Raw genomic sequence first — 13,444 nt, 5'->3', positions numbered from 1 at the left:
CGCTCAGTTGGCGCTTTTGAGTTGTTGGGTCAGGGCGTCCAGCTCCTGGGCCAGGGCAGCCAGATCGGCCAGGGAATTGTTGGCGTGGTCCATCTTGCGGGCGGTGTCCTCGGCCACCAGATTGATGGATTCCACGGCGCGCTGGATTTCGTCCGAAGCGGCGGACTGCTGCTCCGACGCCGAGGCGATGGACTGGATCTGCCCGGCGGAGGTCAGGGCCAGCTGGACGATGGTGTCCAGCGAGGTCCGGGCCTGGCTGGTCTGGGAGGTGACCTGGGTGACCGTGACGCCCACCCCCTCGGCCACCTGCAGGCTGGACCGCGTCTCCTGCTGGATGGCCGTGATGGAGCCCGAGACTTCCTTGGTGGCGTGCATGGTCTTTTCCGCCAGTTTGCGGACTTCGTCGGCCACCACGGCAAAGCCACGGCCGGCGTCCCCGGCCCGGGCCGCCTCGATGGCCGCGTTCAGGGCCAGCAGGTTGGTCTGGTCGGCAATGTCCTGAATCACCGTGATGACACCGCCGATGTCCGCCGCGCGGCGTCCCAGGCGGTCCATGTTCTCGCGCAGGGAGCCGACCTTCTGCTCCAGTTCAGTCACGGCCGCGCCGGCCTGGGCCACGATGCGGTCGCCCTCGCTGGCTTTTTCCTGGCTGCGCTCGGCCTGGGTGGCGGCTTCCTGGGCATTCCTGGCCACTTCGAGCACCGTGGCGGTCATCTCGGCCACCGCGGTGAGGGTCTCGGCAATCTTGGTCCGCTGATCCTGCGCGCCGACAGAAACCTGCTCCACCTGCCCGGCCAGGGAATGTGAGGAGGTGGCCAGATGGGCCACGGCTTCTTCCAGGACTGCCGCGGCTTCCATCATCCCCTGCTTGCGTGAGGCCACGGCCGCCTCCCGGGCCTCTTCAGCCACGGTGCGGGCCTCCTCCGCGCTCCTGGCCAGGGCCAGGGCCTCCTGCTCCTTGGCCTGGACCTGCTGGATGGTCTCGCCCAGGTTGCACACCATGCCGGCCAGGGCGTTTTTCAATCCCAGGAGCTCGCCCATGTACCGCCCGGCCGGCTCGGTGCAGGTCAACTCCCCCGCCCCGACGGTGCTGGCGTATTTTTCCAGCCGCTTGAGGGGGGTGAGCAGCACCTGTTTGAGGGCCAGGAGCAGCGCCAGGACGATGATGGCGTCCGCCGCAAGCACCGCGCCCACGGTGATGAGCAGCAGATCCCAAAGCTCCTGGCGCAGAAACTTCGAGGTGAGATACACATGCGCCATGCCAATCTGCTTGTCCCCGCGCAGGACGGGGTTGGAAAATTCCAGGATCTCATCCCGCGGGATCTCGTCCAGGGCGTTCAGGGAGGTTGGCTTCCAGTCCTGCCCGCGGCCCAGGCCGGTAAATACGCGCGTGGCGTTACCCTCGGTCACCGCTATGGCTGCCACATCGCGGGCCAGCATCTCGCTGGCGATGACCTCCTCGGCCTGCTTCTTCTCCAGATTCCAGAGCGGCCCCACCAGCCCCAGGGCCAGCCGGGAGGCCACCTGGGCCCCCATGGCCTGCAGGGCGGCTTCCTTCTCCTGCTTGTTGAACGAATAGTTGGCCGCGCCAAGGCCGCCAAGGAACAAGGACAGCGAGGAGACCAGCAACAGAGTGACGGCCAGGCCAATGGAGGTGTTTTTGAACATATCGAACTCGTTCCTTTGTTGACGGGCACGGTCCGCCGCGCGGGGGAGCGCGCTACGGCCCAGACATCGCCTGCAACGGCAGGCCCGGGGCCTCGGGACGCGCCTGCGGCATTGCCCCCGACAGCTTCCGCGGGTATGCTTCTTGCGTATCTCCATCTTGGGTGAAGAATGGGTGACGGCGGCATGACATGTTCGTGGTTTCCCCCCAGCGTTGCCGTCAGAAGAGGATATTCCCTCGCAATCTTTCAGCAAAGGATGTCCGCATGGGCCGTGCTCGCGCCCCGTTTGTCTTGCTGGGTCTCGCCCTGCTGCTGTGCAGTGGCCTCATAGCGCCTTGCGGGGCCTTTGCTGCGGAGCCCGCGTCAGATCAGCCGGCCCGCACGTTCATGTGGCGGATCAGCAAGGGCCAGGCCGTCGCCTATCTGCTGGGCAGCCTGCACATGGCCGATGCCTCGCTGTATCCGGTGGATCCGGCCGTGAACCGCGCCTTTCTGGATTCCAAAACCCTGGCCGTGGAAGTGGATGTTTCCCCGGAAAAACTGGCCGAAATCGCCCCCAAGCTGGACGCCTTCACCCGCCTGCCCGAGGACCAGACCCTGCGTGACGTCCTGACTCCGGACGGCGAGGCCAAGGTCTCGGCCTTTTTGTCCAAAAGCGGCCTGCCCTCCCGCCTGATGACCCTCAAACCCCTGGGACTGATGGCCGTGCTCTCCAACCAGCGCATGGAGGCGATGGGCTATTCCACCAACTACGGTGTGGACGAACACTTCCTGCGCCGGGCCCGGGCCGCTGGCATGCCCATCCGCGAGCTGGAAACGCTGGAGTTTCAACTGACCATGGACCAGGAGCTCTCGCCCGCCGTGCAAGAGGCCGTTCTGCTCCAGGCCCTGGAGGAGATGGATGACATGCCCCGCTTCACCAAGGCCACCCTGGAAGCCTGGAAACGCGGCGACGCCGGGGAAATGGACCGGCTCACCTTCGAGGACCGTCAGGAACGCCCGGAGCTGGAGCCGTTTTACGCGCTGCTGTTCGACCGCCGCAATCAGCACATGGCCAAGGGCATTGAGGCCCTGCTGGACCGCAATGAGCACGCCTTTGTGGTCGTGGGCGCCGGGCACCTTGTGGGCCGGGAATCCATCGTCAAGATCCTCAGCCGGCGAGGCCTGGTCTGCGAGCAGGTCCCGGCCATGGCGCCGGGCAACCACACGCCGGCCCGCAACGCCGGTGGTTCGCCGCGGCAGCAGCCGGCCCGCCTGCAGGCTGCCCTGCCCTGATCCTGACCTGACCTGACCTGGCCCTGACCTGGCCCTTGCTCTGATCTGGCCCGCCATGCCCTGCCGAATTCTGCTCTCAAGCCATTCCCGCCACACCGGGCCGGACTGGTCCGCCGCGTTCGAGGCGCCCCTCGCTGTCCGGCAGGCCCGCCGGCTGGACGCGGTGCGGCCGGTGCTGGAGTTCGCCGAGGCGGCAGCCATGGCCGGCCGTTGGGTGGTGTTCTTTTTGACCTACGAGGCCGCGCCGGCCTTTGATCCGGCCATGCAGACCCATGCGCTTCCCGCTGACAGCCCCCTGCCCCTGGCCTGGGCGGCGAGCTTTGCCGCGCCGTGCCAGCCCTTTCACCCCAGCGGCCTGCACTGCCACGGCCCCTGGCGGCAGCAGGTGGATGAAGCGGCCTATGCAGATACTTTTCGCCGCATCCGCGAGCAGTTGCGCACGGGGGAAATCTATCAGGTCAATTACACCCTGCCCTTTTCCTGCAGCAGCCAGGGCGATGCCCTGGCCTGGCACCAGGCCCTGCTGGCCGCCATGCAGCCGGGCTTTGGCGCATTCCTCGACCTGGGTGAGGTGCAGCTTCTTTCCTGCTCGCCGGAATTGTTTTTTCATCGCCTGGGGGACGAACTGCTGGCCCGGCCAATGAAAGGCACGGTCCGGCGCGGCCGCACCCCCGCGGAGGATGCCGCCCTGGCCAACGCGTTGATGACCTCCCCCAAGGAGCGGGCGGAAAATGTGATGATCGTCGATCTGTTGCGCAATGATCTCGGCCGGGTGGCCCGACCCGGCGGCGTGTGGGTGGACGCCTGCTGCAGGGTGGAGGCCTACCCCACGGTCTGGCAGATGGTTTCCGACGTCCGCGCCACCCTGCGCCCTGGCGTGCGTCTGGCGGAAATCCTGGCCGCGCTGTTCCCTTGCGGCTCCATCACCGGCGCGCCCAAGCTGGCGGCCATGCGGCTGATCCGGGAGCTGGAACCCCAGCCGCGCGGCGTGTACTGCGGGGCCATCGGCCTGATCCGGCCCGGCGGGGAAGTCATCTGCAGTGTGCCCATCCGCACTCTGACCCGGTACGTGGAGCCTGCTGGAAGTGCCGGTCGGGCGACGTGCTCCGTGGGCGGCGGGGTGACCTGGGACTCCACCGAATCCGGCGAATTTGCCGAATGCCAGCTCAAATTGCAGTTTGCCGACCCGGCGGCCGCGCCCTTTGCCCTGCTGGAAAGCCTGCTCCTGCACCGGGGCCGCATCCCCCTGCTGGAGGACCACCTGGCCCGCTGCCGGACTTCGGCCGCGGCCTTGGGATTCGCGTTTCCCGAGGAGGCCATCCGGACGACCCTGGCGGACCTGGCCAAGCGCTCCGACACGCAACGGGCCAAACTGCGGCTGCTGGTGGAGCGTGAAGGCAGTTTTCGCATCGAGTCCCATGCCCTGCCGCCCGTGCAACGCGAGGTGCTGCGGCTGGCTGTGGACAGCTGCCCCGTGGACACCGCGGATCCCCTATTGCCTCACAAAACCACCTGCCGGGTGCGCTACGACGCCGCCCTGGCCCGGTTCCCCGAGGCCCATGACGTCATCCTCTACAATGCCCGTGGCGAGCTGACGGAATGTTGTTACGGCAATCTCGTGCTCGATCTGGAGGGCCAGTTGCTGACGCCCTCCCTGTGCTGCGGCCTCCTGCCGGGCGTGCGGCGTGCCCGGCTGCTGGCCTGCGGCGCCATCCAGGAAGCGGTCCTCTCCCGTGCGGATCTTCAGACGGCCACAGCCGTGTGGCGCATTAACGCCGTGCGTGGCTGGCAACGCTGCCGCCTCGGCTGACGGTGGAATTGACTGGCCGATCAACGGACCATGGCTTGACAAGCATTGGCCCGACGCTCTACGCAAGTGACAGTGTCACCAGATTGTCGCGCAGTCGGCCGTTTTGTCACCGTTCACTGTCCTCCAACAGGAAGGAGCGACCCATGGCCAAACGTCTGGACGCCCACCGCACCTACGCCCTCGCAGGCGCGGGCGGTTCGGGCAAAACCTCCCTTGCCGAAATGTTGCTGCACACCGCGGGGGCCTTGTCCCGCCTCGGGTCCATCGAAGAAGGCGCCACCTGCCTTGACTACGAACCCGAGGAAATAAAGCGACGCGGCAGCATCCAGCCTGCCGTGGCCCAGTTCGCCTGGAACAAGAGCCCGCACTACCTGCTGGACACCCCCGGGGAAAACAATTTTATCGGCGACATGCCCCTGCTGCTGACCGCCGCGGACGCCGTGCTCTTTTGTGTGGACGCTGTGGACGGTGCGCGCCCCCTGGCCCGCAAGCTCTGGCAGCAGGCCGCCGCAGCCGGCCTGCCGGGCATGATCTGCATCACCAAACTGGATCGCGACCGCGCTGATTTTTCCATGGCTTTCGCGTCCTTGTCCTCTGTCCTGGGCGTGAGGCCAGTTTTGCTGCACCTGCCCATCGGCCAGCAGGACCATTTTGTGGGCGTGGTGGATCTGATGGCCAACAAGGCCCTGCTGTTCCAGAAGGACGGCACGCTCAAGGAAAGCGACATTCCCGAAGAGCTGGCTGACGAAGCCGCCACCCTGCGCGAAACGGCCATCGAAAACATCGCCGAAAGCGATGAAACCCTCATGGAACGGTATCTGGACGCCGGCGAGCTCTCTGCCGAGGACATCCAGAGCGGCCTGCGCGCGGGCGTGCTCAATCGCTCCCTGGTGCCTGTGGTGGTCAGCGCTGCGTTGCAGAACAAGGGCGGTGCGCTCATTCTCAACGTCGTGCAACAACTTTTCCCCTCGCCCCTGGAACGGCCGGGCTGGCTGGGCCAGGACGCCTCGGAGCGCCCTTCTTCCGACGAGCAGCCCGCGGCGGCCTTTGTCTTCAAGACGCTGTCCGATCCCTTTGCCGGGCAGCTGTCGTTGGTCCGGGTGCTCTCGGGCTCCTTCACCGCGGACACGCAATACCTGAACAGCCGCACCGGCGAGCTGGAACGCGTGGGGCAGCTCCTGCAGCTCCTGGGCAAGACCCAGACCCCCACCAAGGAGGCTGCCGAATGCGGCGCCATCGTGGCCGTGGCCAAACTCAAGAACACCGCCACCGGGGACACCCTGGCTGCTGAAAAAGCCCCCTTTGCCCTGGCCGCCCCGGCCATCGCCCCGCCACTGCTGACCTACGCCCTCGCCCCCAAGGAAAAGGGCGAGGAAGACAAGGTCTACCAGGCCGTGCACAAGCTCCTGGACGAAGATGTCACCCTGCGGCTTTCCCGCGACGAGGAAAGCGGGGATATCCTGCTCTCCGGCATGGGCCAGATGCACATCGAAACCGCCGTGGAGCGCGCCAAACGTCGCTACAAGGTGGAAATTATCCTCAAAACTCCCAAGGTCCCCTACCGCGAGACCATCAAGGGCACGGCCGATGTCCAGGGCCGGCACAAAAAGCAGTCCGGCGGCCGCGGCCAGTTCGGCGATTGCTGGGTCAGGTTCGAGCCCCTGCCGCGCGGCGCGGGGTACGAATACGTGGATGCCATTGTCGGCGGCGTCATCCCCCGGCAGTACATCCCGGCCGTGGACAAGGGCGTGCAGGAAAGCGCCCAGCGCGGCTTTCTGGCCGGCTACCCCATGGTGGACTTCAAGGCCACCTGTCACGACGGCAGCTACCACACCGTGGACAGCTCGGAAATGGCCTTCAAGATTGCCGGCTCCCTGGCCTTCAAAAAAGCCATGGAGACCGCCAAACCCGTGCTGCTGGAACCGATCATGCTGGCCACCATCTCCATCCCCGACGAGAACATGGGTGACGTCATCGGTGACCTCTCCTCCCGGCGCGGCAAGGTCCTGGGGTCAGACTCCACCGCGGGCGTCACGGAAATCAAGGCCCACGTGCCCATGAGCGAGATGCTGCGCTACGCCCCGGATCTGCGGGCCATGACCGCGGGCCAGGGCACCTTTGCCATGGAGTTCGATCACTACGAGGAAGCCCCGCCGCCGGTGGCCGAGAAGGTCATTGCTGAATACCAGAAGGAACGTGCAGCGGACTAGCTTGCGTTATGGAACGTCCTGCACCGTGCAGGCGCAGCACCCCGGAACCGAGGCTGGTTCCGGGGTGTTTTTTTGCCGAACGGCAGTTTCCCGCATCGCCTGAGTGGATTTTTATTGACATTTTGTAATGTTTTTCATATACGTTTGTCAGAATTCACCTTTTCCCTGGCTTACCACAAGAAATCCTGTGCAGCTATGGGCACGGGACGCCAGGGCGCAGAAACAGGGGGCTGTCGTGAATGCTGAAAATGTCCGTGGGGTATCTGGTCGCAGGTCTGGATGGTTGTCGAAATGGCTGTGGCTCTGCCTGGCGGCCGCACTGCTCTCCGGGTGCGCCGGGGCCAAAACCAAGGCCCATGAGATGGCCGAAGCTGCCGTATACAAGCCCGTTGAATATCAAAATGCCAATATGACCGGCCCGCCGGTGGTGGTCCTGCCCGGCACGTTCAACACCCGTTCCGCGGCCTACGTGCATAAGTATTGCAAGAACAGCCTCTGCGACTTTGCCGAACTCGAACTGAGCAAGGCCAACTTCACTGTGCTGGAGAATGCGGACCAACAGCCGCTGTTTGAGGAAATTGCCCTGGCCGCCACCATGAGCGACGCCGATGCCCTGCGCCTTTTTCGCAAATCCAGCCTGCCCACGGCCCGCTATCTGATGGCCTTTGATGTGCTCAAGGCCGAGCCCATCGCCTGGGAGGCCAAGGGTGGCGACGGGCAGATCCTGGGCGCCATTGTGGAGCTGGGCATCCTCCTGGCCACCCGCGGCGACGATTCCGGCCTGGGCAAAAGCGCCAATGCCGCCATTTCGTCCATCAAGGCTTACGACTACAACACCACCTGGCAAGTGACCCTGGGGTACAAGGTCATCGATCCTGACACCGGGACAATCGTGCATTCCGGTTCTGTGGAAGAAAAGCAAGTGGCCCAGGATGAGCTGAACGCCGCCCTGGGCATCTCGGAAAAGACCACCTCCGCCTTTACCGTGGATTCGCTGGTCCAGCGGCTGATCCAGAAGGCAGTGGCCGACCTGGACAAGACCATCAAACCCATGGCCGGCCCGGCCGTGGCCAACGCGGAACCGTCCGGCAAGGCCGGGAAAAAGCCCAGCAAGGCCGAGGAACGCAAGCAACAGGCCCTGGCCAAGGAATATGCCAAAAAGGTGGCAGAGCGGAAGATGGAGCAGGACAAGGATAACGCCTTGCTAACATTGAAGGCCTATGACTTTGCCTGGAGTAACATGGATGGCCCAGCCATGTTAGCGCTTGCTGATCCTGGCATCAAAGACGTGATGACCAGGGCATATGTCCTGACATACAATCAGGTGAATGAAAACAATCCCAACTGGCGCCAGAAACTCACTTTTGACATCTCCCGTTTAAGCTACGAAGTGGCTGAGTACAGCCCGGAACGATGCAAAATCAAGCGGATGGGGGAATGTGTCTCAACTATGAAAAAGGGCAAGACTACCGAGGAAGGCAAATTCGATACAACCGATGAGTTCGACTTGGTCAAAGCCGATGGCCGGTGGCTCATCGCCAACTCCAATGGATTGGCCAAAGAGAAGGAAGCACAAGCCAAAGAGGATGCCGCCAAGCCCCAGCCGAAATTCAAACCGGCGGCCAAGAAAAAGAAAGCCAAGGACAACGAGGACGAATAGTCCTTCTCCCCCTGCGTGGTTCGCGTACCTCCTCAGCCGGCCCCGCCTTCACGGTGGGGCCGGTTTTTTCCGTCCCGCCCCCGCCCTTCCCTTCGCGCCCGATCTGCTTTATATCTCCTCAGGCAATCCGAAATACTTGCCTCGCCCTTTGCATTGATCAACGTTCCACAGACCAACCATCCTGACGCCATGCAGCAATTTTTTGCGTTCCTGCGATCCCTGCGGTTCCATGCCTTGTTCATCCCCGGCACCATCCTCTTCAGCATCCTGTGCATGGCCATTGGCAGGCTGGGCCTGCTGCGCTACCGGGCCTGGGCCACCTGGGGCTGGGGGCAGTGCGGCCTGCTTGGCGCCGGCGTGCGGGTGGAAACCCACTTGGAGCATCTGCCCCCGCCCGGGCCGATGATCATCATGGCCAATCATCAGAGCCAGCTTGATATCTGCCTTTTTTTCACCAAACTGCGAAAATACGACTGTTGTTTCGTTGCCAAGAAGCCCTTGTTCGCGCTACCCTTCCTCGGTAAAGCCATGCATGCCATCGGCAATGTGTGTGTGGACCAGGAAAATCCACGCCAGGCCATGAAAGCCATCGATGAAGCCATCGAAAAAGCCAAAGCCGGGCAGGCGGTGGTGATTTTTCCGGAAGGCACCCGGGCGTTTACCTTTGACACGCTCCAGGAATTTCAGGTCGGGGCGATGATCCTGGCCCTGAAATCCGGGCTCCCTGTGGTCCCGGTGCTCATCCACGGCGCGGGCGACGTCTCGGCCCGCGAAACCATGAAGATCAATAAACCGAATGGGCCGCTGCGCTTGACGGCCCTGCCGGTCATGCACCCGAGCAAGCGCTACACCATGAAGGACCGCGACGCCCTGCGTCAGGAGTTGCAGTCCCTCATGACCACCGAATATGAACGGCTGCGGGGCGTGTATTACCCCATGCTCGCAGCCAACCCTCAGGAGGCACGATGACCCTGGATCCCCACGTCCGCCTTACCCCCCTTGGCGGCCTGGGAGAAATCGGCCGCAACTGCATGGTGCTTGAAACAGAAAAGACCATGCTGGTAATCGACTGCGGCCTCATGTTTCCCGACGACTATCTGCTGGGCATCGACATTGTCATTCCCCGTTTCGACTACATCCTCGAACACAAGGACAAGCTCAAAGCCATCCTCCTCACCCACGGGCATGAGGATCACATCGGCGCCCTGCCCTGGCTCATGAGCCATCTGGACGCCCCCATCTATGGCTCCGGCTTCACCCTTGGCCTGGTGCGCAACAAGCTGCGCGAACACAACCTTGAGCGATTCACCACCCTGCATCGTGTCCAGGCTCGCGACCGCATTGTCTTTGATGACGTGGCCGTGAACTTCTTCCCGGTCTGCCATTCCATTGTGGATGGTTTTGCCCTGGGATTCGAGACCAGCCTGGGCCGCATCCTGCACACCGGCGACTTCAAGATCGATCCCGCACCCATGGGCGACCTCGCCACGGACATGGATGCCATCCGCGACTTTGCCGCCGATGGCGTGCTCTGCATGCTCTCGGACTCCACCAACATCGAGCGAGACGGCCACTCCCTGAACGAACGCCAGATCATGAGTTCGCTTTCGGAAATCTTCAAGGCCGCCCAGGGGCGGATCCTCGTCACGCTCTTTTCCAGCCATATCCAGCGGATGCAGGAAGTGTTCGAACTGGCCTGGCAAACGGGGCGCAAGGTGGCCGTGGCCGGCAAATCCATCTCCTCCAACATCGAACTGGCGCAGGAGCTGCGCTTTCTGGCCGCCAAGGAAGGCGTGCACATCCCGCTGGAGGAAGTGCCCACCGTGCCAGACCGCGAGCTGGTGCTGCTGGTGACCGGCTCCCAGGGCGAACCCCTCTCGGCCCTGACCCGCATCACCGCCGGCGAGCACAAAAGCCTGCGCATCCACGAGGGCGATACGGTCATCATGTCCTCGCGGTTCATCCCCGGCAACGTGCGGGCCATTTACCGGGTGATCAACCAGCTCTACAAGCTCGGCGCGGATGTCTTTTACGAAAGCATCCACAACATCCACGCCTCCGGCCACGCCTACAAGGAAGAGCTGCGGCTGATGCTGGAAGCTGTCAAACCAAAGTACTTCATCCCCATTCACGGGGAGTACCGCCATCTGGTCAAGCATGCGGACCTGGCCCGCCACTGCGGCGTGGCCGGGGAACGGGCCATTGTCCTGGAAGACGGCCAGCCCCTGACCTTTGTCCAGCACGGCATCCGCTTCGAGGACGCCGTCCCGGCCGACGCCATTTACGTGGACGGCAAGGGCGTGGGCGATGTGGGCCACACCGTGCTCAAGGAGCGCCAGCTCCTGGGCGGCGAGGGGTTGGTCATCGTGGTCCTGGTGCTGGAAGAGACCAGCTGGGAGATCATCCACGGCCCGCAGGTGGAGTCCAAGGGCTTCGTCTTCACCCAGCACTACTCCCATGTTCTGGAGGATGCCCAGTGCATCATCCTGGATATCTTCGAGAATGTTCCCCCCGGCGAGGTGGACAAGCTCAAGGAGCGCATCCGCAGCGCCCTGCGGCGTTTCTTCCGCAAGGTTCTGGACCGCGACCCCGTGGTTGTCCCGCTGGTGATGGTGGTCTAGGCCGCCGAGGATTCCCCGATTGTGTGTTCGCACTGCGCCAGCCTGCCGGACTGCGGCAGGCTGGCGCGTTTGTCACGTCATTTCCGCCACAGGATGGTTTGTTTTATGAGCGACACCCCCGTCAAAGACAGCAACGGCACGATTCTCAACAACGGCGACAACGTAACCATCATCAAGGATCTGAAGGTCAAAGGCTCCTCCGTGACCCTCAAGCGCGGCACCTTGATCAAGAATATCCGGCTGACGGACAATCCTGAAGAAATTGAATGCAATGCGGACAAGGTTAAAGGTCTGGTCCTCAAGACCTGCTTTCTGAAGAAGGCCTGAGCCTTCCGCCACGCAGCATGCGCAAGCCCCCGGCATCCGCCGGGGGCTTTTTTGTGCGCGGAGTGCTCCGTCGCGATGGCGGACGGGGGATCAATCCAGCCAGGACCAGATGGCCTCGGCCGGTCTGGTCTGTTCGGGCATCCGGTCGCCGGGCATGGTATCAAGCTCCTCGCGCCGGCCGGCCACAGGGCGCAGCAGCAACCCCTCGGGCCGGAGTTCCAGTTCCACCACCTCGCCAAAGCCGCCGGCATCCAGCAATGGCTGCGGCAGGCGGATGACCTTGGCGTATCCGATTCGACTGATTGGTGTTTTCATAGTCTTTCCTCACGTTCCGTAATTCACTCACTGCCCAGGGCAAATTCCGGCTCCTTGCCCAGCTGGTGCCAGTCCAGACTGCGGGTGACGTAGATCGTCACCGCCAGGGCCAGGAAGACCAGCCCCGAGCCCAGAAGCAGCGCGTTGTCCTCGGACTGCAGGATGGCGTAGAGCGCGCCGTACAGCAGGGCCAGTCCCAGGCCAAAGAGTCCGCCGCGCACCCGGCTGCGCAACACGTGCCGTGCATAAAAGCCAAAAAGCGCCACACAGGCCGCGCCCGCCGCGGCGTAGGCCGTGGCAAATCCCAGGTGTTCGGACAGGGACAGCAGGAGCAGGAAGAACACGGCCAACACACTGGCAACCAGCAGATATTGCATGCAATGCACCGGCGGCCCGACAAGCAGCTCCACGAGGAAAAAGCACACGAAGGTCAGCAGCACAAAAAGCAGGCCGTATTTCACCGCGCGGGTGGTTTGCTGATAGATATCCACGGGATCATACAGCTCCACGCCAAAGGCGTTGGTCGAGAGCCTGCCCCAGTTGCCCGAGGAGTCGCCTGTTGGCATCCCTGCGATAGTTCCCGCGGCCCCCATGGCCAGTTCCGTCACCTGCCAATCCGCAGTAAAGCCGGCCTCGGTCACGGACCGCTCGGCTGGCAGAAACGCGCCCATGAACTTTGGATGCGGCCAGGAGGAGGTCAGATCCACCGCATACTCCCGTCCCAGCGGAATAAACTTCAAGGATTCCGTCCCCCTGAGCCTGAGGGACAGGGAGAAGGGCAGTACCAATGGGGCCTCCGACGTTCCACCTTGAGCCGCCAGCGCCCCGGCCGGCAACTCGGCGCGGAACCCGGCACTGAACACGAACTGGGCATCCGGCATCCCCGGAATGAGGGCCAGCGTCTCATCCCCCGCCGCCAGCACCGGCGCGCCTTCAATCCCGCGCGGTTCGCGCACGGCCACCACCAGCTGCGGGCGGCCCACTTCCACCACGCGTTCCCCGCGGAACACCACGCCCGCCACCGGCGGTTCCACTGTAAACCGCCCTTTGGCCTCCAGTGTCGCGATGTAGGTGTTCACGGTATAAATGCCCCGGCTGCGCACCGATGGGCTCAGGACACCGTGCACGGCGGTGCTGGCTGGCGCAACCACCAGCCGCCGTTCCACAATCTCGTGCTCCACCACGGTTTCAGACTCGTTTGCGGTACTGCGGGTGGTGCTTTTGTTGCGCAGCTCCACCTTGTACGGGATGAGCAGTACCGGCCCTGCCAGTTCCTGTGCACCGCCCCAGTTGGCGCTGATGTCGTTGCGCGCCTGCCAGCTGGCATCGCTCCGCTCATCCACCAGGGATTCCAGCATGGCCAGGACCAGGGCGCTGATGACCAGCACCGCGCCGATGATACTGAGTTTTCTCAACAATGGTTTCACAAGTTCCCTCCTGATTCGCCACCGGCCTCGCAAAAGGCGCGCCCAACGGCAGTGCGCCGGGCAGTTCGGATCGTGTGGGATGCCGGGGCGTCGGGACAGACAATGCCCCCGCCATGCGAGGGCTTTGCGAGG

10 protein-coding genes are annotated in these 13,444 nt (G+C 63.7%); 7 read left to right on the top strand and 3 right to left on the bottom strand.

Features of this window, described 5'->3' with window-relative positions; translation table 11 throughout:
- Positions 1-3: 3 nt before the first annotated feature.
- The gene (locus ACYQ00_RS18795; protein WP_460033604.1) at positions 4-1,668 is read right to left on the bottom strand and encodes a methyl-accepting chemotaxis protein; all 1,665 of its coding nucleotides are present in this window, start codon (positions 1,666-1,668) and stop codon (positions 4-6) included.
- Between the two features lie 263 nt (positions 1,669-1,931).
- On the opposite strand from ACYQ00_RS18795, the gene ACYQ00_RS18790 reads away from it, so the two are divergent.
- The 7 genes from ACYQ00_RS18790 (at position 1,932) to ACYQ00_RS18760 (ending at position 11,570) form a co-directional block, all read left to right on the top strand.
- The gene (locus tag ACYQ00_RS18790) at positions 1,932-2,942 is read left to right on the top strand and encodes a TraB/GumN family protein (RefSeq protein ID WP_460033603.1); all 1,011 of its coding nucleotides are present in this window, start codon (positions 1,932-1,934) and stop codon (positions 2,940-2,942) included.
- Between the two features lie 55 nt (positions 2,943-2,997).
- The gene (gene pabB / locus ACYQ00_RS18785; RefSeq protein ID WP_460033602.1) at positions 2,998-4,752 is read left to right on the top strand and encodes an aminodeoxychorismate synthase component I; all 1,755 of its coding nucleotides are present in this window, start codon (positions 2,998-3,000) and stop codon (positions 4,750-4,752) included.
- A 143-nt stretch (positions 4,753-4,895) separates the two neighbouring features.
- Positions 4,896-6,962: an elongation factor G gene (fusA, locus tag ACYQ00_RS18780; RefSeq protein ID WP_460033601.1), complete on the top strand. Its 2,067-nt coding sequence runs from the start codon at positions 4,896-4,898 to the stop codon at positions 6,960-6,962.
- A 283-nt stretch (positions 6,963-7,245) separates the two neighbouring features.
- The gene (locus tag ACYQ00_RS18775) at positions 7,246-8,622 is read left to right on the top strand and encodes a hypothetical protein (protein WP_460033600.1); all 1,377 of its coding nucleotides are present in this window, start codon (positions 7,246-7,248) and stop codon (positions 8,620-8,622) included.
- 189 nt (positions 8,623-8,811) lie between these two features.
- Positions 8,812-9,591 (top strand): lysophospholipid acyltransferase family protein, encoded by a 780-nt coding sequence (locus ACYQ00_RS18770; RefSeq protein WP_460033599.1) that lies wholly within the window; start codon positions 8,812-8,814, stop codon positions 9,589-9,591.
- A complete protein-coding gene (locus ACYQ00_RS18765) occupies positions 9,588-11,243 on the top strand; it encodes a ribonuclease J (RefSeq protein ID WP_460033598.1) in 1,656 nt (551 codons plus the stop codon). Before ACYQ00_RS18770 ends, ACYQ00_RS18765 begins: the two co-directional genes overlap by 4 nt.
- A gap of 105 nt (positions 11,244-11,348) precedes the next feature.
- Complete coding sequence (locus ACYQ00_RS18760; RefSeq protein WP_460033597.1) at positions 11,349-11,570, top strand: alkylphosphonate utilization protein; 222 nt, start codon at positions 11,349-11,351, stop codon at positions 11,568-11,570.
- 90 nt (positions 11,571-11,660) lie between these two features.
- Here the strand turns inward: ACYQ00_RS18760 and ACYQ00_RS18755 are convergent, their stop codons facing one another.
- Together ACYQ00_RS18755 and creD are read right to left on the bottom strand one after the other, a co-directional pair.
- Positions 11,661-11,885 carry an AbrB/MazE/SpoVT family DNA-binding domain-containing protein gene (locus ACYQ00_RS18755; RefSeq protein ID WP_460033596.1) on the bottom strand — a complete coding sequence of 75 codons (225 nt, stop codon included), beginning with the start codon at positions 11,883-11,885 and terminating at the stop codon, positions 11,661-11,663.
- Between the two features lie 23 nt (positions 11,886-11,908).
- Complete coding sequence (gene creD / locus ACYQ00_RS18750) at positions 11,909-13,312, bottom strand: cell envelope integrity protein CreD (RefSeq protein WP_460033595.1); 1,404 nt, start codon at positions 13,310-13,312, stop codon at positions 11,909-11,911.
- Positions 13,313-13,444 lie beyond the last annotated feature (132 nt).

Source organism: Megalodesulfovibrio paquesii (assembly GCF_054653055.1).
This window is presented reverse-complemented; position numbering and strand designations above follow the sequence as displayed.